This window comes from Wolbachia endosymbiont (group A) of Pipizella viduata (assembly GCF_964028555.1).
GTDB lineage: Bacteria > Pseudomonadota > Alphaproteobacteria > Rickettsiales > Anaplasmataceae > Wolbachia.
Genome location: NZ_OZ034787.1, coordinates 129,108 through 152,398, shown reverse-complemented (window position 1 = coordinate 152,398; position 23,291 = coordinate 129,108). Strand labels below are relative to the sequence as shown.

Annotated in this window: 25 protein-coding genes; 21 read left to right on the top strand and 4 right to left on the bottom strand. The window is 35.3% G+C overall.

What is annotated here, in order from left to right; translation table 11 throughout:
* The first annotated feature begins 6 nt into the window (after positions 1-6).
* The 19 genes from ABWU50_RS00770 (at position 7) to ABWU50_RS00680 (ending at position 17,451) form a co-directional block, all read left to right on the top strand.
* The gene (locus ABWU50_RS00770) at positions 7-804 is read left to right on the top strand and encodes an AAA family ATPase (RefSeq protein WP_353275969.1); all 798 of its coding nucleotides are present in this window, start codon (positions 7-9) and stop codon (positions 802-804) included.
* A 31-nt stretch (positions 805-835) separates the two neighbouring features.
* Positions 836-1,336, top strand: coding sequence for a hypothetical protein (locus ABWU50_RS00765; protein ID WP_353275968.1), 501 nt, complete (start codon positions 836-838; stop codon positions 1,334-1,336).
* Entirely contained in the window at positions 1,321-2,571 is a 1,251-nt protein-coding gene (locus ABWU50_RS00760; protein ID WP_353275967.1) for an AAA family ATPase, read from the top strand. The genes ABWU50_RS00765 and ABWU50_RS00760 overlap by 16 nt, the downstream gene beginning before the upstream one ends.
* Before the next feature lie 17 nt (positions 2,572-2,588).
* Complete coding sequence (locus ABWU50_RS00755; RefSeq protein WP_353275965.1) at positions 2,589-4,637, top strand: AAA family ATPase; 2,049 nt, start codon at positions 2,589-2,591, stop codon at positions 4,635-4,637.
* A gap of 82 nt (positions 4,638-4,719) precedes the next feature.
* On the top strand, positions 4,720-5,421 hold the full coding sequence (locus ABWU50_RS00750) for a hypothetical protein (RefSeq protein ID WP_353275964.1): 702 nt from the start codon (positions 4,720-4,722) through the stop codon (positions 5,419-5,421).
* A gap of 6 nt (positions 5,422-5,427) precedes the next feature.
* Positions 5,428-7,359, top strand: coding sequence for a DUF4815 domain-containing protein (locus tag ABWU50_RS00745; protein WP_353275963.1), 1,932 nt, complete (start codon positions 5,428-5,430; stop codon positions 7,357-7,359).
* A gap of 17 nt (positions 7,360-7,376) precedes the next feature.
* A complete protein-coding gene (locus tag ABWU50_RS00740; RefSeq protein ID WP_353275962.1) occupies positions 7,377-8,552 on the top strand; it encodes a hypothetical protein in 1,176 nt (391 codons plus the stop codon).
* 4 nt (positions 8,553-8,556) lie between these two features.
* Positions 8,557-8,751: a hypothetical protein gene (locus ABWU50_RS00735; protein ID WP_015589010.1), complete on the top strand. Its 195-nt coding sequence runs from the start codon at positions 8,557-8,559 to the stop codon at positions 8,749-8,751.
* Complete coding sequence (locus ABWU50_RS00730) at positions 8,748-10,169, top strand: hypothetical protein (RefSeq protein WP_353275961.1); 1,422 nt, start codon at positions 8,748-8,750, stop codon at positions 10,167-10,169. Before ABWU50_RS00735 ends, ABWU50_RS00730 begins: the two co-directional genes overlap by 4 nt.
* Before the next feature lie 6 nt (positions 10,170-10,175).
* A complete protein-coding gene (locus tag ABWU50_RS00725) occupies positions 10,176-10,736 on the top strand; it encodes a hypothetical protein (RefSeq protein ID WP_155968663.1) in 561 nt (186 codons plus the stop codon).
* Entirely contained in the window at positions 10,729-11,916 is a 1,188-nt protein-coding gene (locus ABWU50_RS00720) for a phage tail sheath subtilisin-like domain-containing protein (RefSeq protein ID WP_353275960.1), read from the top strand. Before ABWU50_RS00725 ends, ABWU50_RS00720 begins: the two co-directional genes overlap by 8 nt.
* Positions 11,917-11,927: 11 nt before the next feature.
* The gene (locus ABWU50_RS00715) at positions 11,928-12,434 is read left to right on the top strand and encodes a phage major tail tube protein (protein ID WP_353275958.1); all 507 of its coding nucleotides are present in this window, start codon (positions 11,928-11,930) and stop codon (positions 12,432-12,434) included.
* Between the two features lie 34 nt (positions 12,435-12,468).
* Entirely contained in the window at positions 12,469-12,723 is a 255-nt protein-coding gene (locus tag ABWU50_RS00710) for a phage tail assembly protein (RefSeq protein ID WP_052264941.1), read from the top strand.
* Positions 12,724-12,838: 115 nt separating this feature from the next.
* Positions 12,839-15,109, top strand: coding sequence for a phage tail tape measure protein (locus tag ABWU50_RS00705; RefSeq protein WP_353275957.1), 2,271 nt, complete (start codon positions 12,839-12,841; stop codon positions 15,107-15,109).
* Positions 15,109-15,465, top strand: a complete 357-nt coding sequence (locus ABWU50_RS00700; RefSeq protein WP_264703797.1) for a phage tail protein — start codon at positions 15,109-15,111, stop codon at positions 15,463-15,465. Before ABWU50_RS00705 ends, ABWU50_RS00700 begins: the two co-directional genes overlap by 1 nt.
* On the top strand, positions 15,462-15,671 hold the full coding sequence (locus ABWU50_RS00695; protein WP_264703796.1) for a tail protein X: 210 nt from the start codon (positions 15,462-15,464) through the stop codon (positions 15,669-15,671). The genes ABWU50_RS00700 and ABWU50_RS00695 overlap by 4 nt, the downstream gene beginning before the upstream one ends.
* Entirely contained in the window at positions 15,672-16,607 is a 936-nt protein-coding gene (locus ABWU50_RS00690) for a contractile injection system protein, VgrG/Pvc8 family (protein ID WP_264703794.1), read from the top strand. It begins immediately after the preceding gene.
* A gap of 56 nt (positions 16,608-16,663) precedes the next feature.
* A complete protein-coding gene (locus ABWU50_RS00685) occupies positions 16,664-17,188 on the top strand; it encodes an ankyrin repeat domain-containing protein (RefSeq protein ID WP_264704136.1) in 525 nt (174 codons plus the stop codon).
* A 47-nt stretch (positions 17,189-17,235) separates the two neighbouring features.
* Positions 17,236-17,451, top strand: coding sequence for a hypothetical protein (locus tag ABWU50_RS00680; RefSeq protein WP_264703792.1), 216 nt, complete (start codon positions 17,236-17,238; stop codon positions 17,449-17,451).
* Here ABWU50_RS00680 and ABWU50_RS00675 read toward each other — a convergent pair whose 3' ends face one another.
* A complete protein-coding gene (locus tag ABWU50_RS00675) occupies positions 17,452-17,973 on the bottom strand; it encodes a phospholipase D family protein (RefSeq protein ID WP_353276302.1) in 522 nt (173 codons plus the stop codon).
* On the opposite strand from ABWU50_RS00675, the gene ABWU50_RS00670 reads away from it, so the two are divergent.
* The gene (locus ABWU50_RS00670; protein ID WP_353275955.1) at positions 17,972-18,913 is read left to right on the top strand and encodes a patatin-like phospholipase family protein; all 942 of its coding nucleotides are present in this window, start codon (positions 17,972-17,974) and stop codon (positions 18,911-18,913) included. The genes ABWU50_RS00675 and ABWU50_RS00670 overlap by 2 nt on opposite strands.
* Positions 18,898-19,524 carry a hypothetical protein gene (locus ABWU50_RS00665; RefSeq protein ID WP_264703787.1) on the top strand — a complete coding sequence of 209 codons (627 nt, stop codon included), beginning with the start codon at positions 18,898-18,900 and terminating at the stop codon, positions 19,522-19,524. Before ABWU50_RS00670 ends, ABWU50_RS00665 begins: the two co-directional genes overlap by 16 nt.
* A 46-nt stretch (positions 19,525-19,570) precedes the next feature.
* Here ABWU50_RS00665 and ABWU50_RS00660 read toward each other — a convergent pair whose 3' ends face one another.
* The 3 genes from ABWU50_RS00660 to ABWU50_RS00650 form a co-directional block, all read right to left on the bottom strand.
* The gene (locus tag ABWU50_RS00660; protein WP_264703785.1) at positions 19,571-20,527 is read right to left on the bottom strand and encodes a helix-turn-helix domain-containing protein; all 957 of its coding nucleotides are present in this window, start codon (positions 20,525-20,527) and stop codon (positions 19,571-19,573) included.
* Between the two features lie 170 nt (positions 20,528-20,697).
* Positions 20,698-21,924, bottom strand: a complete 1,227-nt coding sequence (locus ABWU50_RS00655) for a hypothetical protein (protein WP_406720016.1) — start codon at positions 21,922-21,924, stop codon at positions 20,698-20,700.
* Positions 21,925-22,256: 332 nt separating this feature from the next.
* Positions 22,257-22,925: a RadC family protein gene (locus ABWU50_RS00650; RefSeq protein ID WP_264703784.1), complete on the bottom strand. Its 669-nt coding sequence runs from the start codon at positions 22,923-22,925 to the stop codon at positions 22,257-22,259.
* Positions 22,926-23,291 lie beyond the last annotated feature (366 nt).

Below are 23,291 nucleotides of genomic sequence, written 5' to 3'. Positions count from 1 at the left end.
TATTATATGCTACAAAACTTTTTAACTATTGGTCAAAAAATTCCTTTTTTCAGTGTGAAAGAATACTTGGACGATCGATCGCCAATACCAGAGGATATAATCTCACCAAGAATTCTAACTAAAAGAGGTTTGTTAGTATTTGGTGGCCCTCCTAAGATTGGCAAAAGCGACTTTTTGATCTCTTGGCTTGTTTACATGGCTGCTGGTAGATCATTTCTCGGTATGACACCAAATAGACCTTTGAAAATCTTCTACATGCAAACTGAAATTGAATATGAATATATGAAAGAACGTTTGCAACAACTTGATAATGAACTTTTGAATGTAGCTGCTAACAACTTAATCATTACGCCAAAAGTGCACTTATCATTTAATCATGATGAAATAAGTGAAATTAAGGAGATTGTAAATGAACGCTTTAAACCTGATGTTTTGGCCATAGATCCATTACGTAACGTCTTTAGCAGTGAATATGGCAATGAAAATGATAATAGTGCTATGTTATTCTTTCTGCAAAAGACTCTTGAAAAGCTACGCAGTGCTGTCAATCCAGATGCTTGTATTGTACTTACTCATCATACAAAAAAATTATCAAAAAAGATGCTCGAAGAAGATCCATTTCAAGGCCTAAGTGGTGCTGGATCTTTAAGAGGATTTTACAGTACTGGTATGGTGATGTTTGCTCATGATGAAGAAAGCAGTGTACGCCAGATAGTATTTGAACTTCGTAATGGTGAACGTGTAGCAAGTAAGCTCGTCGATAAGATAAATGGTCGTTGGAAACTTGTAGACCAATGGAGTTGATTCTTTTTTCACTTAATTTATAGGAGACAATATGTTATCAGATTTTTTAACTGATTTTAATAACGCAAAACTGCAGAGCAGTTTAATACCGAAAGGTACAATAGTCAAGGTAAAAATGGCAATAAAGCCTGGAGGTTATGAAAATTGGTTCACTAAAAACTACACTACTGGCAGTATCTATTTAAATGCAGAATTTACCGTCACTGAAGGCCCATATGCAAAACGCAAGATTTTTCAGATTATAGGTATCAAAAATGGCAAAGCAGAAGGTGAAGAAGACATCTGGGGAGAATCTGGACGTTCTATGCTGCGTAGTATTTTGGAATCATCCAGAAATATTCATGCAAATGACACTTCAGAGAAAGCAGTTACCGCTAGAAGAATAAACTCTATAGCTGATTTCAACGATTTAGAGTTTACAGCAAAAGTAGGCGTTGAAACTAATAATACATACGGAGATAGAAATAGGATTACTACAGTTATTACTCCAGAATTACAAAAAAGTTTTCAAGATGATTGGTTGCCATTTTGAAGTATGACGAAGGAAAGTTGTGGGCTGCTGTTATTACTAGAGCTATTCAGGATGCAGCCGGAAAAAACCCTAAACTTAAAAAAGAGGCTTGTCAATGGATTCGCTCACGATCTTTTGAAACTGTTTGTGAGCTGGCTAATCTTGACTTTAAACGTCTAAAAAATATGTTGAACAAATTTGGAATAAACAAGGAGAATTTTATGGATTTTTCATCTAAAAATGTTTTGAAAATAAAATCATTATTAATTAATAACATCAAGGATTGTTTATCTTATTTGTTGCCTGATGGCAAATCTTACCAAGATAAATTCTATATTGGAAGTAGAAATGGAAATAAGATAATAGTTGAAATGGAAGGAGAAAATGCAGGAAATTGGTACAACCTGATCGAAGAAAAGAAAGGAAATATAATAGACCTTTGGACTTTAGTTAAAGGTAATATAGATTCTGCTGAAACATGGTTGAACAGTAAAGATGAAAGAAGTTCCATATTACAAGAAAAACAAAACGAAGGAAAAGCATTTTCTGTAAACCATTACTTAAATGACAAATCACCAATGCCACAAGATATAATAGGCCCAAGAATTTTGACACCAGGTGGTCTTTTGGTCATAGGTGGTACTCCAAAGATTGGCAAAAGTCATTTTCTTCTTTCTCTATTAGTACATCTGGCAGCAGGAAGATCATTTCTTGGCATGAAGCCTACAAGACCGCTAAAAATATTCTATCTACAAAACGAAATGGAATATGATTACATTAGAGAACGTATACAACAACTCAACAAACTTCCTCATTTAGCAACAGAAAACTTAATTGTGACGAACAAGATGAATTTGACCTTAAATGAAGAAGGTATAGAAAAAATAAAAAATATGGTAGAGGAAAAGTTTGATTTAGTTGTGATTGATTCTCCTTATAATTCCGTTAACTATGGTCTGCAGCATGCAATAGAAAAACTACGTTCCAAGATTAATCCTATGGCTGGAATAATCATCACAAATCACACCAAAAAAGTACCTACCTCTATATTGGAAAAGAATCCATTTCAAGCTCTTGTTGGTGCTAATGCTTTAAGAAGTTTTTATACATCTGGAATAGTAATATTTCAACCCAATAAACGTACAAATATCTTGCAAGTAGTATATGAACTTAGAAACGGTAGATCTATACCAACAAAATTCATCAACAAGATTAATGGATGTTGGAAATCTGCTAACGTTATAGCTAGAACATAAAAATTCTTCAGGTAGGTATGGATATTTATTGTTCACAAAGAAATGGACATTATAAATTATTAGGGAAGAAAGAACAGTTAAGAACTCAACTCCTATCAAATATAAGGTCATGTCTTTCTTATTTACTGCCAAGAGGAACTTTTCGTGGTGATAAGTTCTATGTAGGTGATCTAAAAGGCAATAAAGGACAAAGTATGATAGTGGAGTTAACTGGCAGTAAAGCCGGATTATGGCATGATTTTTCTACCGGAGAAGGAGGAGATATTTTTGATCTTTGGGCTGCTGTTACTGGAAAAAATCAATTTACTGATACGATAGAAGATATTGCTAAGTGGATTGGTTATTCGGAAAAAAATAACACTCTGGGGCAACCAACGGCATCATGGAACTATTACGATGAAAGTGATCAAGTGATTGTTACAGTTTATCGTTATAACACTGATTCAGGAAAAAGATATCTTCCTTTTGATGTAAAAAGGTCTAGTTTTACTCTACCAGAGACCAGGCCTTTATATAATATTCCAGGTATCATGAAATCTGATAAGGTGATTTTAGTTGAAGGTGAAAAGTGTGCAGATGCTCTGATAGAGCAAGGTATGACTGCCACAACTGCAATGTTAGGAGCAAATGCACCAATAGAAAAAACAGACTGGTCACCACTTAAGGGTAAGCATGTTATTATTTGGCCAGACAATGATGAGCCAGGTAAACAATATGCTGAGAAAGTTGTGAAAAAGCTTACTTTTCTTGGTGTTTTATCACTTACTCTTCTTGAAATACCGGAGAATAAACCAAAAGGATGGGATTCAGCTGATGGTATAGAAGAAAAGATGAATATTCCTGAATTCATTGAAAATAACTCGAAAAAAATCATCGTTAAGCAATTTCTTAATATTCAAGAATGGAGTGTGGAACGTTTTATAGGTCCAGTACCAGAGCAAAAGTTTCTTGTTGAAGGGTTATTTCCTTTAGGAGTGACATCTATTCTAGCTGCAATGGGAGATACTGGTAAAGGTATGCTTCTGCTTGATTTAGCACTGAAAGTTGCGAGTAGAAAAGATCAGCCATGTGGTTTTGGTCCTTTAGTTACTGAACATGGATCTGTGGTAATTTTCTCAGCAGAAGATGATATGAGTGAAATACATCGTCGTTTAGAGCGTCTTGATTCGCAATGCGAAAGATTAAAATATAAAGATAGGCTCTTTATTGTACCATTACCAAATGTTAGTGGATCACTTACAATCATAAAGAGTGTTTCAGGTAAAGTTATAGAGACTTCTCCTGAATTTGAATCGATAACAAAACAACTTAATAAAATAAAAGACTTAAAATTAATCGTATTTGATCCACTTGCATCATTCGTGCATGCTGATTTAAATACTGACCCAGCCGTAGGCGATTATTTGATGTCTTTATTATCTGATTTAGCAGGTAGCACTGGAGCATCAATAATTACTGCCCATCATATGAGAAAGCCAAAAAGTGAAAAACCTATATCGACTGTTGAGCAAGCACGTGATGCCATTAGAGGTACATCTGCTCTTGTTAATGGTGTTAGGTGTTCATACGCTTTTTGGTCTGTGGAAGATGCAGCTAAACCGACAATTTTTAAATCAATAGGAGAATCTGTAAGACAGAACGCATTATTTTATGGAGCAATTGTTAAAGCAAACGGTTTGGCTGATCGCACTTTACGCACTTATTTAAGAAATGAAGAAACAGGATTGTTAGAGGACATAACTGAAAGATTAAGAATAAAAAATATGAACGAAAAAGATTCAAAGCAGCATCTTATAACTGCAATTACACGAGCAGCAATTTCTGGACATCCATTTACCCATACAGGAAGTACAGGAGTGTATAAACAGCGGCATAGACTACCTGAGGAGTTTCACAGTATAGGAAGAGATAGAATGGAGCGTATAGTTCAAGAGCTGTTACAAACACGGAAGCTGGTTAAGGGAATGGCTACTGGTTCAAAAGAAGATAAATGGCTTGACATTCCTAGCGGACCATTTGCTCGCGGCGTTGGAAAGTTTAGCTGTGGAGCTGAGCTATTCTCCTAAAAAATTTTTCTGATATAAAAAAATATTTTGATTTTTGCGGATGAATTTTGAACTCACCGTACATATATAATATAGGGGGAAAATGTCAATACTCACACAGTCAGGAAGAGCAGCAATAGCAGCCAGCATCAAAAAGCAATCTATCCATCTTGCTTGGGGAACAGGTGATTCAAGCTCTGGAAGTAGCCACAAAGTAGAAAAAACTTTCGTTAAGGGTGAAATAAAATTTGATCATCAACCTATTTTTGATCGTCAACCTATTAAAGATGTGAAGGTTTTTACAGGGCAAACAACTTATCAGCCAAGTATTGACTATACAGTTAATGGCAGTACTGGTGTAATAAAACTTACGGAAAATAGCTCTATTCCAGTAAGTGATAAAGTTACTGTAGAGTATAGTGAAAGCACACCACCAGAGCTGATAACTTCTGAAAAGCTGCTCAATGAACTTGGCAGACGTACTGCAGACGAAGTGCTATTCTGCACAGGTGATGAAAACGGTGAACTTATAACTCCATCTGGAAGGTTTAGGCCCTCAAATGTACCAACTAATAATCTCTATCTCAAATTTACTTTCGATTTCACAAACGCAGCAAATCAAGTTATACGGGAATCAGGGGTTATGGTTGGTACTAAAGTAAAAGAAGAATTACCTATAGGACAGAGGTATTTTGAACCACAAGATATAGAAGACCCAGGGATCTTATTAGTTTTAGAACACACTGTACCACTTATCAGAACATCTGCAACTCGGGAAACTTTTTCATTTGTTGTAACCTTTTAGAATAAAATGACTTTAAACGCCTATTATAACCGCTTTAATCCTGACAAAGAGTACGAAAAAAGTTTGTTCCTTGCAGGAAGAGGTCTACAGTCTGCAGAATTAAACGAGACTCAGGAGTATGCTCTTTCTAAGCTTAAAGGCATAGGTGATGCAATATTTCGTGATGGTGATGTTATAACGGGAAGCAATTGTATTATAGATGCAAAAACTGGTAAAGCTACACTTGAGGGAGGAAAAATCTATCTTCGTGGAGCAGTTAGAAAAGTCGAAAAAGAAGAATTTGTTATTCCACTGAGTACCACAGTTCGCATAGGTGTTTATTATGTAGAATCTACGATTACAGAACTTGAGGATGAAAACCTTCGTGATCCTGCTATTGGTACAAGAAACTATCAGGAAGTAGGAGCTGCAAGGCTTAAAGTTTCCACCATTTGGGGTTATCAAGCAGAAGGTCTTTCTCCACGTTTTTCTGAAGGAGAGTTTTATCCAATCTATAACATTGAAAATGGAGTATTAATAGAACATTCACCACCTCCACAAGCAAACATAGTAACTACTGCTCTTGCTCGTTATGACAAAGAAGCAAATGGTTCCTACGTCGTAAATGGTCTTGAAGTAATGTTCCTGCAAAAGGAAGAGGGAGAAGGAGGAAAAAAAATATTTGTGATTAATGAGGGCAAAGCTCATGTTGATGGCTATGAGATTGAACTTCCTCACAGTATTCGTGTTTCTTTTGATGAAGATCCGGATATAAAATCAGTTGAATCAGAACCACATACTTTTCAGCCAAATAGCCAAAGAGTAATGGAACTGAAGGTGAATGATTTTCCAATAAGTGAAATTAAAAAAGTAGATATAACTGTTCAGAAAACCATTACTGTTACTCATGGTTCATACTCTGGAGCTATTGATCCGATACCTGACTCTGCAGTACTTGAGATTATTCAAGTTAAACAAGGCAATGTTATTTATGAAAATAGTATAGATTACAAATTAAACGCAGGAAACGTTGATTGGTCATTACCAGGTAAAGAACCAGCTCCTGGAAGTAGTTATCAAATAACCTATCGCTGTCGCACTCATGTAAGTCCTGAAGATATAAGCGAAGAGGGATGTAAAGTAAGAGGTGCAGTTGACAACAGCTTAGTTTTGATTGATTACACCTGGAAAATGCCCCGTTTTGATTTAATTACTATAGATGCAAAAGGCGCAATAAGAAGGATAAAAGGCATAGCTCACCCTTGGCGACCATCGATGCCTAAAGCACCTAGCGGACAACTTTTGCTCTGCTACATTCATCAGACATGGAAAAACGGAGAAAAAGAAGGGGTAAAAATAGTGAATAATGCTATTCATGCTGTGCCGATGAATGAGCTTGAAGCAATGAAAAAAGGAATAAATGATCTTTATGCTCTTGTTGCACAGGAGCGTTTACGCAGTGATGCAAATTCAAGAGAACCTACTACCAAAAAAGGAGTATTTGTTGACCCATTCTTTGATGATGATATGCGTGATCAAGGAATTTCGCAGTCTGCAGCAATAGTAAACAAGGAATTAATTTTACCAATAGATGTAACGATTGCTGATATCGATGAAGGAGAAAAAACTTATTTGTTGCCGTATGAACTTGAACCGGTACTGGAGCAGCTTTTACAGACTAAAGGAGAAAAGATCAATCCATATCAAGCTTTTGATCCAGTCCCGGCACAAATTACTCTAAATAAAAATATAGATCACTGGACGGAGGTTACCACGAATTGGAAAAGTCCAGTAACCAGAGTATTTAATGTTAAAGAAACAACAGAGCTGCTGTCAAGTACCTCATACGAAACTGAATTTATGAGAGAAGCAGTACAAGATTTTGAAATTGAAGGTTTTGAGCTAGGTGAAAGGCTTAAAGAAGTAAAATTTGACGGCATCATTATCCAACCTATGTAAAAATAAAAAGAAAAAAAGTGGAAAATCAAGGACAAATAAGTGGAAAAATAAAAATCCCAGCAAATATTCCAGCAGGTACTAAATTAGTACAGTTTTACGGGGATAAGGGAAGCTATGGAGAAGCAACTTATACTGGTAAAAAAACTATTACCATAGAAGAAAGAAGAAGAGTTATCGCAGCAAGAAGAGTTGATCCTTTAGCGCAAACATTTACTCTAAATGAAAGTAGGCACATAGGAGGCGTGGAGCTATGGTTTGTAAATAAAGGCAAAAAACGTGTTGTTGTGCAAATTAGAGAAACAGCAGTGGGAATGCCCTCGCAGACTGTTATTGCTGAAAGTTATATTGAGCCAAAAGATATAAAGATAGATGGCACAGCAACACGTATAAAGTGGCCACCAGTGTTTTGCCATGCAGGAGAGGAATATGCAATAGTGCTACTTACTGATGATCCGGGTACTGCAGTAAAAATAGCAGAACTTGGCAAATATGATGCAGTAAATAGCCGTTGGGTAACAAGTCAGCCTTATCAAGTAGGAGTATTACTGTCATCTAGCAATGCAAGCACCTGGACTCCACATCAAAACTTTGACCTTACGTTTCGACTACTAGCTGCAAAATTTAGCGAAAATTCTCACGTTATTGATCTGGGAAAAGTTACTGCAAACAATACTTCAGATTTAATTGTTTTGACGAACGTTGAAAAAGTAGCATTTGATACCAATGTGGAATTTATCTTAACAGATGAAGAGGGAAAAGAGAACTTTTTGTCTGATAATTTGCCGCTTGCACTGCGCGAAAGAATAAATGGGGAATTAACGGTAAAAGCAAGCCTAAAAGGAGGGCAAGAAAAAAGTCCAGTGCTATATCCTGGGTTACAGTTAGTTATGGGTAATCTTTTAGAGTCTGGAGATTATATAACTAGGAGTATCACAGCAGGAGCTAACACTAAAATTACCATAACATATGATGCGCTAATACCTGGCACTGCAGATGTTAAAGCATATGTGCAAAAAAATGTGGATTGGCAATTAGTGAATTTAACATCAGGAAAACCAATTGGAGAAAATTGGGTAGAGAGAACTCATGTGCTGACAAACTTTAATGGCAATGAAACAAGGATAAAATTAGTTTTAAGTGGAACGGTTGTCTATCGTCCAAAAGTCAAAAATCTACGAATCATTATCACTTAGCAGAATGTCAGATGATAAAACAAGTAGAGGATACTCTTTGCCTCATCCAGAAAACATTGCTGTGCAAGATGTTGTTCGTATCCGTACCACAATTAAGAAAATAGATGAAGATATTACCGAAAGAGAAGATGAGCATAATCAACTTAAGAGTAATTTTGAGCGGTTTAATTTTGAGACTTTTTTAAATTTTTGGAAATGAAAGAAGCAATATACCAAAGGATAAAGGATTTAGCAGCAAACAGCACACCTGATCAACTGGCATATCTTGCAAAATCGCTGGAATTGATAGCAGATAAAAAAGCTATTGCTGACATTGTGCAGATGACTGAGGTAAAAGAGATAATTGATGCACTACAAAAGAGGCTTAAGGATTTAGCAGAAAACAGTACACCAGATCAATTAGCATATCTTGCTAAAGCATTGGAATCAATAATCGACAAAAGTGCAGTTTCTGAAATTGTACAGATGACAGATGGTAAGCTAAAAGAACTTCTTGATAGTGCAAAAAAACACTTAACTGATCTGGATAATAAAAAAGCTAGTTCTTTAGCAGTGATCTCTGAATCAGAGAAGCAGTTATTAAAGAGAATTGATGAAAAAGGGACAACAAATTTATCGCTACTTGATACGAGAAAGAATGCAAATATTGCAGCAATAAATAGTATTAGTAACAGTCATAAAGATGGTCTTAAAGGTTTAGTAGAAGATTTTCGTGCTGTTAATAATGTACCACCTGGCTCATCAATTATAGGAGAAATAGAAACTCGAATTGAAAACATCTCTAATGAGGTAAAAACTCGGGATGAACAGTTAAAAGCGTCTCTTATAAATGAAATAAGAAAGCGCAACATGGTTGAACCAGGGTCATTACCTTTCTTATTTGGTGTACTTGGCAGAAAAAATAATTATTTTGGCCACGGAACTTTTACGACAGAGCTTGGAAAGTGGAGTAGTGATATAACAAAAACAGACTATATGTTACAACTACTAGCAGGTAGCCATACGTACAATACAGATTACGTTAGTTTTTATCGGCCAAGACAACTAAGTTTTATAGAGGGAAGTAAAGGAACATTTATTTACGGAGAGTTATGCACAAAAAGCTTTTCGGGTAGTTATGATGAGATATACTATTACCCATATGCTGCACTTGGAGTAGTATTTGTAAAAAATACAACCAATGTGAACATAAATAAAGCAATAGAATTTGTTGGATCATCGTATTCGAGTACGGAGTATGGAGGTGCAGGATTATTTGTGGGAACACCAGATAATACTAATTCTAATAAATCAAGTATTTCAAAAATAGTATGGAAAAATGTTTACCAATACACGAGTTCTGATAGCAAGTTAGCCGGATCTGGTAATGTGGAGATTCCAGCAGGAAAAACAGTTGCAATATTACTTTACACATCATCTTATCTGTATTCCAGAACACAAGTTAGTCAAGGTATGCTTGCATCAAATTATGTACACAACTATGGTCAATTTATTCAGTGGGGGATTTATAACATACGTAGCAATTTTCTCACCACAGGGCTTGAGGTAGATGTGGAAAGGACGCTCAGGGGTTGGCAATGTCCAGGATTATCTAACACGTATGAGATTTGGAGGTAACAAACAATGTCTATCTACATTAGATTTGAAAATGATAAACAAGTAGAAACAACAACGCTTGAAAGTAAGCCAACTGAAAATGATTGGTATGAAGCACCAGAAGATTTTGATTGGCAAAAAAGCTATTGTTTAACAGAAGGAGGAAAAATTGCTCAGCGTACTAAAGAAGATATACAAAAGGAGTTACTGGATAATGCGAAGCTTTGTGCATTTGATAGTATGCGTTTCTATTATGATAATCATACTCACCAATATGCAGGTCATTCTCACCAAAAAGCTAAATCTTATGAGATTCAAGCGGAAGCCGCAAAAAGCATTCTAGCAGCACCAGAATCTATAGATGAAAAGGATAAAGAAATTATAGAACCTTTAGCAAAAGTCCGTGGTATTACGGTTATTGAAATGGCAAGAATAATTGAGGAAAAAGTGAAAAAAGCAGTAAAAGCAATAATTAAATGTGAAGAGCTTGAAGATTTAGCCAAAAGAAAGATTGAAGAAGCCAAAAGTGAAAATGAGCTACAGACTTTGCTAGATGATTTCAGGAAAAAAATACAAAGAAATGGCTGAAGAATTTTTACATGGCGTAAATGTTATTGAGGTAACCTCAGGAGCAAAGACAGTACGTACAGCTAAATCATCAGTGATAGGTGTAATTGGTACTGCACCTGAAGCAGATGAGCAAAAATTTCCGCTAAATAAACCAGTGTTAGTTGCAGGAAGCTTAAAGGAAGCAGCAAAGCTCGGAAAGAGTGGCAGTTTACCTTCTGCAATAAATGGAATATTTTCCCAGATTGGTGCAACAGTAGTAGTTATTCGAGTTAAAGAAAGTGAAAACAGCGATCCAAAGCTCAAAGAAAGTGAAACTATTCAAAGTATAATCGGTGGAGTTGATAAAGAGACTGGAGAATATCAAGGGATAGAGGCATTCCTCAGTAGTGAAAGTATAGTTCATGTTGCTCCAAGAATATTAATTGCACCTCAGTTTACTCATCAGTTACCTGAAATAGATGGAGTAAATCCAGTAGTGAGTGCTTTAATTTCCATAGCAGAAAAATTAAGAGCAATTATTGTTGCAGACGGACCAAATACTAATGATGAAGAAGCAATAAAATGGAGAAAAAGTGTAGGCAGCTCAAGAGTTTACGTAGTTGACCCATGGATTAAGTTATTTATTGAAGGAAAAGAAAAAATCTTGCCATCGAGTCCATTTGTAGCTGGTTTAATAGCTAAAATAGACAGCGAACAAGGCTTCTGGCATTCACCTTCAAATAAAGAGATAAATGGTATTGTTGGCACAAGCAGGCCTATTGATTTTAGCTTAGGTTATGCAAATTGCAGAGCAAACCACTTAAATGAAAATGAAGTAACAACGATAATTCATCAAAACGGCTATAGGCTTTGGGGAAATAGAACATGTTCAAATGACTCAAAATGGGCTTTTCTGTCAGTGAGAAGGACTGCAGATTTAATCAATGATAGTCTACTTCGAGCTCATTTATGGGCAGTTGATCGCAATATCACCAAAACTTATATAGATGATGTGATTGAGGGGGTGAATTCCTACCTAGCAAGTTTAAAAGCGCAAGGAGCAATTATCAGTGGAAAATGTTACACAATCTCAGAATTAAACACACCAGCAAACATCGCAAGCGGAAAAGTATATTTTGACTTTGAGTTTACACCACCATATCCGGCTGAGCAAATAACATTCAAATCTCATCTCGTAAATAATAGTGTAATAAGTTAGGAGAAAGCAAAGTGTTACCGAAAATACTGAGAAATTTTAACGTATTTGTTGATGGTCGTGGTTATGCAGGAAAAATAGATGAAATTACGCTACCAAAGCTTACCATCAAAACCGAAGAATATCGTGCTGGTGGTATGGATATTCCAATAAATATTGACATGGGGATGGAGAAGCTTGAAGCAGATTTCACTTTTTCTGAATACGATACAGAGCTCTTTCGGCTATTTGGCTTGATAAATGGAAACTCTGTATCTTTAACTCTTCGTGGTGGAATGCAAGGGAGTGGTAGTAACGATATTGAAGCTGTAGTAATCAATCTCAGGGGAATATTCAAAGAATTTGACTTTGGTAGCTGGAAACCTGCTGAAAAAGCAACGCTAAAGTGTACTGTAGCTGCCCATTACTACAAACTTACTATAGGTGGTAATGAATTAATAGAAATCGATGCTGAAAATATGATTAGAAAGATAAATGGTGTTGATCAGATGGCTTTGCTACAAACGGTTTTAGGCATATGAAAAGATTTCGAAATTTTATTTTAAGGAGGCAATAATGCACACTATAACACTAAACAACCCAATTACAGTTGATGGAATTTCTGTCTCAGAGTTATCGATGCGTGAACCTAAAGTAAGAGATTTACTTACTATAGAACGCATAGAAGGCGAAGCTTTGAAAGAGGTAGCTTTAATTGCTAATCTAGCATCTGTGCCAAAAGAAGTAGTTGAAGATTTATGTATTAAAGATTATGTAGAAATACAAAAGGTACTAAAAGATTTTTTGTCGCCGCTGGAACAGAGGAGTTAAGATTCAATATTTTAAAACTTAGCTCAACAACAGGAAGTGGAATTGAGCAAATTATTAATATGAGTATAAAAGAGTTTCCAAAGTGGTTAGAAGTAAGTGAAGGAGTAACAAAAAAATGTCAATGCTTTCAATAAAGATCGGTGCAACGTTAGATGGCAGTTTTAATAGTGCAATGACAGGTAGTGCAGCAAAGCTTTCTAAGTTGGGTGATAGTATAAAGCAGCTTGATTCGTCAATGAAATCAGTTTCCAAATTTAAGCAACTAAATCATGATGCCCTTGAAGCTATGAAGAATTGGAAGGAAGCGGAGAAGAAAGCAAAAGAATCAGCCGCAGCAATTGCTAAAGAGAAGAAGGAAAAAAAAGAGCCAAGCAAAGCACTGAGAAATGAATTTGAAAAATTGAAAGCATCAGCATCAAAAGCAAAAGAGGCTTATATCAAAAAGAGAGATGCTCTTCACACATTAAATGAAGAAATCAGGAAAAGTGGAAAGGATGTCAAATCTTTAGTGAGAGATCAAACTAAACTTGGTTCATCTATTGAAGTACTAAAAGGAAAATACAGTAAATTAGGATCTGTAATACAAAAACAGCAAAATGCTTTAGCAAAAAAAGCGCATTATAGATCACAAGCAATGGAGACTATAGGACTAGGTCTTTCACTTGCAGCTCCAATTAAAGTTGCGATTGACTTTGAAAGTGCCATGGCTGATATTAAAAAGGTCGTAGACTTTACTTCTGGTACAAACGAAGCTGAAGAATTTGCTCAAAAATTGAAGAAATTATCCCGTGAAATACCATTATCAGCTGCAGAGTTAGCACAAATAGCTGCAAGTGGTGGACAGCTTGGTATCAACAAAGGTAAGCTACTTGAATTTACCACAACAGTAGCTAAAATGGCCACAGCATTTGACATGTCTGCCGAACAAGCTGGTGATTCCATAGCTAAACTCGCTAACATTTATGGAATTGCAGTAGAGAAGATGGAAGGAGTTGGTGATGTTATAAATTACCTATCAGACAATACTGCAGCTAAGGCAAACGATATGATTGAAGCGCTTGCTAGAGTGGGTGGTAATGCAAAACAATTTGGTTTAGATATTAATCAGACAAGTAGTTTAGTAAATGCCTTCGTTAGTTTAGGTAAACAACCTGAAAAAGCAGCAACTGCTGTCAATGCTCTGCTTTCTAAACTTCAAACTGCTGAAGGGCAAGGAAAAGAGTTCAAAGCAGCATTGGAATCGATAGGTATCACTGCAGAGGAAATGTCACAAAAGGTTGCTGAAAACGGGCAAAACGCTCTACTTCATTTTTTTGAAATTTTAGAAAAAGTAGATAGACAGGAACGTTCACAAATCCTTCTCAATCTCTTTGGTCAAGAATATCAAGATGATATTGCATTGATAGTTGGGAGTTTGGAAGAATATAAAAAAGCAATAGATTTTGTGGCTGATAAAGAAAAGTATAACAAATCTATGCAAAAAGAATTTAATAACCGTGCAAGTACTACAGCAAATAATTTGCAGCTACTTAAAAATACAATAGCAGAGCTAGGAATGAACTTAGGGTCAGTTATGCTACCTCCTTTAAATTGGATAAGTAAGATTTTGAGGTCTATATCTACAGGTATAGCTTGGTTCGCAGAGAAGTGTCCAATTTTAACTACAGGAGTTATGAGCATAATTTCAGCTCTTATTATTGGTAAGATTGCAGTGGTAGGTTTTGGTTATGCATTTGCATTGGCTGGAGGTGGAATATTAACTTTTAAGGCTATTTTGCACGGAACACTTTTACCAGTATTAATCTCGTTATCAGCGCGAGTAATTCCAGCAGTGATCATGGGACTGAAAGCTTTAACGCTAACCAATCCTATAGGAGCTGCTATTGCTGGACTATCAGTTGGTGCAGCGCTTGTAATCGCTAATTGGCAGAAGGTAAAGGACTTTTTCTCAAGTATCTGGAAATCAATTACAAAACCTATAGAAAATTGGATTGGTATAGGAAAATTGTTTAATGATAATCCAATAAAAGCATTAGAGACACCAGTAGAAGCAAAAATAGGCAGTACAACTAGTGAAGATAGAAATGTTTTTAGTAAAGGAAATCCTTTATTGAATAATAATGCTTTTAGTGGAGTTTCAAATAGTAGAACGAATATTATTGAAAGTGTGATTACAGAAAAAAGTTCTGCAGGAGATAATTCAGAGAAAGTTTTAAAAGACTGTGAAAAGTGTGAACAAAAAATTTTCAATCAAACTTTTACATTTAATATAAGTATAAAAGCAGAACCTAACCAAGATGTACGTAGTCTTGCTGATACAGTAATAAAAAGAATAAGAGAAAAATCGCGTGACGTTCTGTTTGATTCAATAGAACCGATTTACTAATGCTATCACTTGGTCAACATAAGCTTTCTCCAACAAGTGTAAGGTACAGTAAAGAAAATCGTTGGAGTACTATTGAGTGTATTGGCAAAATACCTTCATTACAAAATATTGGTCAAGGTACAGAAAATATAGATTTAGAAGGAGTAATTTATTTACATAATCTCAATGATTTAAATCAATTAAAAAGTATGAAAGAAGCTGAGAAAAATCAAGAACCAAGTATCTTAGTAGACAGTTTAGGAAATGTTTTGGGAAGATTTGTTACTGTGCGGTTAGAAGAAAAGCAAACGTCGTATTTTCCCTGTGGATTACCAAAAAAGGTTGAATTTAGCTTAAGTTTAAGGAGTTATGTATGACAGTACATTATATAGCACGAGAAAATGAAATGTTGGATTATATATGCTTTAAACACTATGGACATAGCTCTGGAGCAGTAGAAATAGTATTGGAAGAAAATCCTGGACTTGCAGATTATGGAAGTTTTTTGCCTGCAGGATTAAAAATTAAGTTACCTACAATACAAGAGCAGTTGAAAAAATTGAAGTTAAAAGTGTGGGAATAAATGAAACCTGAATTTAGTATCGAAGGAATAAAAGATCATGTAATATCGGTGCATCTTACTGATGAATCTGGTACTATAGATGATGTCGCAGAGGTATATGTTGATCATGGCAATGAAAATGTAGAAGTTCCAAATGAATTGAACATAGCACTAGGTTATAAGGAAACGGGAATCTTTCCAATGGGTATATATACAGTCAACGAAGTTACTATACAAGGCCCACCTAAAACTCTACTAATAAAAGCTCATGCAACAAATTTAAGAATATCTTTGAAGGCAAAAGTATCAAAAGAATGGCACCAAATTACCATAGAAAACTTAGTGAAAGAAATAGCTCAAAAACATGGATATGGACATAAAGTTGCTGAGGAATTTAAGAATGTATTGATACCCCATATTAATCAGGCAGATGAAAGTGATATAAGTCTGTTAACAAAGATCGCAACAGAGCGTGAAGCAATGGCAAAATTAGCTGGTGGGTATATATTGTTTATTTCAAAGAATATGGCAAAATCAGCCACAGGAAAAGCTTTAGGAACAACGACTATTAGACCTCAAGACACAATTAATTGGAAAGTGCATTTTACCGTACGTGATAAGTATAATTCAGTAGTGGCAAAGTGGCATAGCTATGAAAAGGGTGAAACTATTAAAGAAACAGTTGGTAGTAGCGAGCCAAGTTATATTATGCTAGAAATCTATCCAAATGCAGAGTCAGCATTAAGTGCAGCAAATGCCAAGTTGAAACAATTGAAGCGTAACAATGAAACTTTAGATATAACTATGCCTGGTAATCCAGAGTTATTTGCAGAAGCAAAGCTTAATCTTATAGGTTTTAATCAAGCGGTAGATGGTGAATGGATAATTAATAGAGCGGAACATGCTTTAAATAGCTCGGGTTACCTTACTATGTTGTCAGCATCTTTGAGTAAGTAATGTTAAGAAAAAAATGAGTAATGACCTGTTTAATATGAAGAAACTATGTGCCAAATATGAAAAAAATAAAGTCTAATAAAAAATATAAATTACATTTCGCATGGTTCGCACTATTAATAGTATGTGTTGTTATTACATATTGCTATCAAAAATCTAAAGCTACAGATAATTACAAAACAATCTTACGCATTGCTTCTGAAAATTGTAATCTAGATGTAGTAAAGTTTTCAGTAAAGAACCTATTGAGCATTAACACACAAATTCCTAGATTAACAGCGCTACATTGTGCAGCAGAAGGAAAATGTCTAGAATTAGTAAAATTTCTAGTGAATGAAGGAGTTGATATAAATGATACAGGTAGATATAAAGGATGGACAGTATTACATTCTGCCGCATACGGAGGCAATTTAGAGATAGTTAAGTTCTTATTAGAAAGAGGTGCTAATCCTAATATTAGAGATACAGATGGAAAAAACCCTCGGGATGTAGCTGTAATAGAATCAAGGCACAACAAAGATAAACCTTACAGAGAAATTATTAAGCTACTTGCAAATGCAGAGGAACAGCATAAATCAAAATAGTAGTTACTAAAGTAGCTATCCATAATAAATTCACATTTTAAATCATTATGCAAAAGCAAAAAATCCCAATTACAGTAATTGTAACGATGTTAATACAGACCGTAGCAACAATTTGGTGGCTTGCCAAGCTAGATTTACGGGTTCACATGCATGATAAATTTATAGAGCAGAACAACGAATTGACCGTTACGGTATATCGTCTGGAAGAGCGGGTAAAAAATCTTTCTGAGGAATTGGACGAATTTAAAGCTGATTTTAAGTAATTATTCTTCTACTTTTGGTGTATAAGGATCAGATTGAGATTTACGATCCTTCCAGTTTTCGATGTATTGCTCAACTAATGTAGGGTCTCCTGTTATAATCAGTAGATTCTCAGCGTTTTTTTTCTGTGCGGCGCCAGAGAAATTGAAAGATCCGGTTATGATTTTTTGCTCATCAATAATCATAATTTTACTGTGTGAAATTGCAGGTTTATAGTCTATGTATATCGGGATTTTTTGATGAAACAGTTCATTAATAACACTATACTTTGAGCTAACTTGCGATTCGTCGAGAATAACCATGACATCAACTCCACGCTTTTTAGCTTGAACTAAGGATTCAGCAATAGACTTTGAGGTAAATTGGTATGCCTGGACCAACACGGATTTTTTAGCATGATCCACGGAATCAATTATTAGGTTGGTGCAATTTTCTCTAGGAGTGAAACATACAGTAATACTTGGACAAGAAACACAACCTGATAAAAGCAAACAAGTTAAAAAAATCAATAAATATCTAAACATGGCCAAATATATTCTTTCAGTCGACGGTGGAGGCATAAGAGGAATAATACCAACAATAATATTAGCAGAAATAGAAAAAAGAACAAGAAGAACTATAGCTGAAATCTTTCACTTAATGGCAGGGACCTCAACCGGTGGAATTGTTGTAGCGGGATTATGTAAAAAAGATGAACGGGGAAATCCCCAATACTCAGCCAACGACCTAGTTGAGTTTTACCAAAAGTACGGAGCATATATTTTTAAATCTTCATTTTTGAGAAGATCGATATTTTCTTGGCTTAATTGCGCACAATACCCACATAAAAATATTGAATTTGTACTGGATAAATATTTTGGAGAGGATATTCTAAAAAATACATTAAGTAAGGTACTGATAACAAGTTATGATATTAACAACAACTATCCTTTCTTTTTTAAGAGCTGGGGAGAAGATAGAAATTTTATCAAATTGAAAGATGCATTACGAGCTACAACTGCAGCACCTACTTACTTTGCACCTAAATATCTTAAAATCGACCAAAAGGAAATGGTATTAGTGGATGGAGGGGTATTTGCAAGTAATCCAGCGGCTTGTGCATATGCAAGTGGTAAGAGGTTATTTCCAAATGATGATATTCTACTGTTATCGATAGGTACTGGCAGAACAGATAGAAGCATAGAGTATGCCAATTCAAAGAGATTTGGAAAAATAGGCTGGATCAAGCCACTACTGAATATGATGTTTGCTTCAAGTTTAGATGCAGTGAACTACCAGCTCGATCAAGTTATAGGTAGTAAGTATTTAAGAATACAGTCACAGCTAAAAATAGCATCACCTGACATGGATAATATTACATCAAAAAATATCAAATCTCTTCAGCAAGAGGCAAAGGCAATGATAGAGGACAACCAGGAAGTAATAGATAGATTCTGCAATATTGAACGATGCCAAGCAAACTAAAGAAATTATACCACAAAGCAAAGAAAGGTTTAAAAAACATAATTTCGCCCAAAAAACATGCTAAGGGGCAAGAAGCTAAAACTTCAAACGATAAGCCAAAACCGCTCTCTGAAATTGTGATGAAACCTAGCCTATGCTCGAAAGTAACCTCTAAAGCAAAAAAAGATAAAAAAGGAATAAAAGAAAAAATAAAAAGCTTTAAAATAAAGAAAGCAAAACCCGTAGAAAAAGAGCTGAAAAAGGGTGACATATTCAAAAAAGGCTTCAAAAAGCTAAAAGGGAAAATAAAAAGCCTAAACCCCATAAAGTCCAAGAAAAACAAGATAATCGGGAGCAAAAGACTAGCATTTTTACTAACATCTGCTACAATCGTGGCAATTTTACCAACATTCAGTTTAGCTCCCTTGCCAGCATTAGCGGTAACTTCTGCTTGTGTTTTCAGTATAAACTTTATCGCAGTCAAAACATTGATGAAGTTTATCAAACAACGCAAATTAGCAACAGAATCTAAAGAAGTAGCCGAACCAAACAAGCCGGAAGAGGAAATTCAAGATGTATCGGTTGAACCGGTAAAAGAAAAAGCCGCAAGCAAAATTTCAGAGAAATCTTAAATAGATTAACTATCTTCATCTATATCATAATATATTATATAAATTATCATAGTTTTAATTCCGTTGGGAGCGTAAGTTGCGCAATTTCCTCAACAGTCAAGCTAGTTATTGAAGAAATAGCATCAGCAGAAACACCTAGTATAAGTAGATTATTTGCTACTTTGATTCCCTCTATTTTATCAATCTTTTCTTTGTAAATTCGCTTTCTTTGCAATAGAAATTCTACCCATATATCCAGTTCATCTTGTGATTCTTGAGTGTTAATTTTTTTTAACTCTCTCGCCCAGCTTAATAGCTCTTTTTCTCCTTCACTATCTGTATCTTCGTCTTCACAACAGTTTTCTTCCGTTACCAGATCTTCAGCACTCACTGATAATTTTCTTGCTATTTCCCATAACCTCTCACCGAACATGGTGCTTCCTTGTTCATAGTAATGTATCTGTGGACCTCCTATACCAAGCTCCTTCGCTAATTCCTCTTGAGTATATCCCCGTATTATCCTCCACTTTTTCATTCCATCCCTTTTGTTGGAACGCTTAGAACTTTTTTCTTCTTTATTTTCATATTCATCAACTGATAAGCCTGTTGCTCGATAGATAATATCAGCATCAAATTCTAACTTGAGCATATTTTTTGCCATTCTTATTCTTGCTGCTTTTATAGCACTTTCTTCCTCAGCTCGGATAGATTTGGTTAATGCGTAGATTGCCTTGCGTCCCCTTGTTTTTTCTATGAAATTGGACATCCATTGAGTCTTATCACAACAACGATTTTCTTTGAGTACTTTTTGTCTAGGAAGTAGATCACTAAAACTAACTGATAATGCGTCTGCTATTGCTTGTAACTCTTCATCTGGAATGCCACATACCCCTAGTTCATATCTTCGCAGCGTATGATAGTTTATACCTGTTTTGTTTGCTAAGTCTTTTATGGTATATTTTCTTTTTAACCTCCAGCTTCTTACTTTTTGCGCTATTTTGTATCTTATAGAGATATTTGCCATGCTGCAACGGTTTTACAGAAATAAACATGTATACCCTGTTAATAGGCTTTTTGCTATAACCTACTTTGTCAAAAGATTAAATTTAGCTTATGTTTATTGGAAGAGCTCGGCTTGGACTGCGATTTATATAAAGCTTTTACGCAGTCCAATTTGAGAAGGAAGTCCTTTGTTTAACGTTTCCTAAATGCTTCTTGGCTACCTCCACATGTCCTATCCACCCACGACAGTGTTTCACTTGAGTGATCCGCCCTTATCTCCTCTTTGGCCTGCTCTTTACTCCACATGCCACTTCTTGTGAAACTTCCTCTTTCTACAGCTTCTTTGACTGTCGCTCCCCCAAAGAGGCAACATTTTCCTATTATTTGACCTCTTTTTTGTAGTTCAGACCACATTTCTTGGTTTCCCACTCTTACCTGTACTTGATAGCAGTTTTTTACATCATGGTACAATATAATATTTAGCTTGCCAACACTTGTAGGAAATTCTAACACGACTGAGCTACTCTCTGATACATCAATGTAGTTTCTCTCACCTCCTTTCTCAGTTCTGACTTCAATTTCACTATTGCCCATTTTTATAATGTTACTTCCTAACCCTTTGTCTAGACCTAAATCTCTTGTGCCTTCTAGTACCTTGGCAACCTCTATTTTACTATCCTCAGAGAATTCCATAAAAAATGTTTTGTTGTCCATTTCCACGTCTATTACGGCTCCTCTTTGAACAGCACTTTCACCGACTTTCCTTAGTTCTTCAAGTCGCTTATCTATCTGTGGCTGCACTTCCGGTTGCAGTTCTTTATAAATTTCACCTAACAGTTTATTCTGCAACAGATTGTCATGAAACTCTGCTCCTCTTAGTATTAATTTACTCATTATCTTTTTCTGATCACCTTTTTTGAACTTGTGAAAATGCATACCCAGTATTACATACTCAGCAAAGCTCCGGCCTCCCTCATCACACCCATTCATCCTCATTCCAGCAGCTATTGTCTCATCTACAACTTTGTTCAGCTCACTTGGATTTTTTGCTGTTACAATTGCACTTTTTAATCGGCTCAACTCTTTACTTTCCCTTGCACTTAGCTTTATTTTTTGCAAGCCTGAGGTAAATGGATTTAAATTTTCTGGATAATCTTCTTGATTACTTGCTGGTTTTGTACCATAAATACGGTCAAGTCCTTCTTCGAAGTTTATTTGGTTTTCGCGACCATCTCTACTAGGGGAAGGCATTGTACCTCCAGGATTCTGGTTATTAATTTTGCTCACAAAGTTAGACGGTTGTATATCAATGCCCTCAAGAGCACTAAATATTTTGCCCAATAACTTGCGGTTAATATTGAACTTACGATTCTTTTTATTTGGGTCTTTTCGAACCATTGTAATTTTTTTACTAGCCATATAAGCCTCCTATATTAAGCATATTATCTAAGTCTATAGCGCAATTTATTGCTTTACTATTAACTTAATATACAAATATTAGAAAGATCTTGTATAGTTTGCAACTATTTATAACAAAAGAATAGAGCTTTTTGGGCTTTTATTCGTTTATTATAACTTAATATGCAAGCTATACAAAGATCTTGTATGCTTTACAACTTTTCTGATGTCTTTTTCCAAATCTCAGCTATAGAAATATGCTTTCCTTAAAGCACTTATATTCATATTTTGTATTGTTTGCCACTAGCAGTGGTAGCCAAACTTCCCAAACCTGAAAAATTTGGCATCCATCTTTATAACAGCTCTCTTTCCTTAAAGCTGCAATATCCTTTGTCTGTCATAATAATGTGATCCTCTAGTTCAATTCCCACCCCTTGACATGCTGACACTAATTCTCTAGTCATAACTTTATCATCTTCTGATGGTTCTAAACTCCCTCCTGGATGGTTGTGAGCTAATATTATCGATGCTGCCTCCATTGATAATGCCTTTTTTACCACTTTCCTTTCAGATAGGTGCACCTCATCTATTGTACCAAAATACACTTCGTCTCTTATCAAACGGTACTGTGTATCCAAATATATTATCTGGACAGCTTCTTTTGCTGAAAAGCCTATACTTACCCTTACATATTCTATGAGCTTTTCTTGGCTATCCATTACAGGGCCTCTCTTTAACCCTTCTCTTAGTGCCCTCTTGTAAGCTTCTTTAACACATTCAATTGCTGCGGCTGCATGTTCGGTCATTCCTTCTATCATTTTCAGATCATCGATTTCTCGTCCCAAAATTTCTCCTATTCCTGGGCAGTTATCCATTAGAGTTTTAGTAACATCTTGTGCTTGCTTTCTGTCATGAACTGCCCCTAGAAGCACTGACACTATTTCACGATCAAACAAAGCACTTCCTCCTCCACTTTGTAATACTCTCTCTATTTCTTCTGTAAGTTTTTCACTATTATTCATAAAATATACTCCTCGTTAATAACAAATTGTTTTTAATTATTTACTGCTGTTTTTTATCAGCATTGGCATAAAGCCATAGCTTCCGAGTGAAGTCAAATCAATTTTTTAATCTTTTTTACTTATTTTTTTATCAAGAAGTTAAGATGTTAATAGATACTGATTTTTTTATTTTAAATTTGTTGAATTTCGTCTAAAGAGATGCCTACTGTTTTTAAAATAATATTGATAGAAATTCCTTCCTTAACTAAATTCTTTGTAATTTTTATCTTTTCTACTCTATTCACTTTCTCTTTGCAAACTTGTATGCTTTCAAACAGAGATTTTATTAATACATGACTTGGCTTTTTGTATTATTCTATTAACTTT

Excerpts from the sequence above, each read along its gene's own strand:
- ABWU50_RS00695 (WP_264703796.1), top strand. The coding sequence starts at position 15,462 with ATGACAGTACATTATATAGCACGAGAAAATGAAATGTTGGATTATATA.
- ABWU50_RS00650 (WP_264703784.1), bottom strand. The coding sequence starts at position 22,925 with ATGAATAATAGTGAAAAACTTACAGAAGAAATAGAGAGAGTATTACAA.
- ABWU50_RS00690 (WP_264703794.1), top strand. The coding sequence starts at position 15,672 with ATGAAACCTGAATTTAGTATCGAAGGAATAAAAGATCATGTAATATCG.
- ABWU50_RS00685 (WP_264704136.1), top strand. The coding sequence starts at position 16,664 with ATGAAAAAAATAAAGTCTAATAAAAAATATAAATTACATTTCGCATGG.
- ABWU50_RS00725 (WP_155968663.1), top strand. The coding sequence starts at position 10,176 with ATGTCTATCTACATTAGATTTGAAAATGATAAACAAGTAGAAACAACA.
- ABWU50_RS00750 (WP_353275964.1), top strand. The coding sequence starts at position 4,720 with ATGTCAATACTCACACAGTCAGGAAGAGCAGCAATAGCAGCCAGCATC.
- ABWU50_RS00705 (WP_353275957.1), top strand. The coding sequence starts at position 12,839 with ATGTCAATGCTTTCAATAAAGATCGGTGCAACGTTAGATGGCAGTTTT.
- ABWU50_RS00735 (WP_015589010.1), top strand. The coding sequence starts at position 8,557 with ATGTCAGATGATAAAACAAGTAGAGGATACTCTTTGCCTCATCCAGAA.
- ABWU50_RS00710 (WP_052264941.1), top strand. The coding sequence starts at position 12,469 with ATGCACACTATAACACTAAACAACCCAATTACAGTTGATGGAATTTCT.
- ABWU50_RS00770 (WP_353275969.1), top strand. The coding sequence starts at position 7 with ATGCTACAAAACTTTTTAACTATTGGTCAAAAAATTCCTTTTTTCAGT.
- ABWU50_RS00680 (WP_264703792.1), top strand. The coding sequence starts at position 17,236 with ATGCAAAAGCAAAAAATCCCAATTACAGTAATTGTAACGATGTTAATA.
- ABWU50_RS00655 (WP_406720016.1), bottom strand. The coding sequence starts at position 21,924 with ATGGCTAGTAAAAAAATTACAATGGTTCGAAAAGACCCAAATAAAAAG.
- ABWU50_RS00755 (WP_353275965.1), top strand. The coding sequence starts at position 2,589 with ATGGATATTTATTGTTCACAAAGAAATGGACATTATAAATTATTAGGG.
- ABWU50_RS00675 (WP_353276302.1), bottom strand. The coding sequence starts at position 17,973 with ATGTTTAGATATTTATTGATTTTTTTAACTTGTTTGCTTTTATCAGGT.
- ABWU50_RS00700 (WP_264703797.1), top strand. The coding sequence starts at position 15,109 with ATGCTATCACTTGGTCAACATAAGCTTTCTCCAACAAGTGTAAGGTAC.
- ABWU50_RS00745 (WP_353275963.1), top strand. The coding sequence starts at position 5,428 with ATGACTTTAAACGCCTATTATAACCGCTTTAATCCTGACAAAGAGTAC.
- ABWU50_RS00665 (WP_264703787.1), top strand. The coding sequence starts at position 18,898 with ATGCCAAGCAAACTAAAGAAATTATACCACAAAGCAAAGAAAGGTTTA.
- ABWU50_RS00670 (WP_353275955.1), top strand. The coding sequence starts at position 17,972 with ATGGCCAAATATATTCTTTCAGTCGACGGTGGAGGCATAAGAGGAATA.
- ABWU50_RS00660 (WP_264703785.1), bottom strand. The coding sequence starts at position 20,527 with ATGGCAAATATCTCTATAAGATACAAAATAGCGCAAAAAGTAAGAAGC.
- ABWU50_RS00730 (WP_353275961.1), top strand. The coding sequence starts at position 8,748 with ATGAAAGAAGCAATATACCAAAGGATAAAGGATTTAGCAGCAAACAGC.
- ABWU50_RS00720 (WP_353275960.1), top strand. The coding sequence starts at position 10,729 with ATGGCTGAAGAATTTTTACATGGCGTAAATGTTATTGAGGTAACCTCA.
- ABWU50_RS00765 (WP_353275968.1), top strand. The coding sequence starts at position 836 with ATGTTATCAGATTTTTTAACTGATTTTAATAACGCAAAACTGCAGAGC.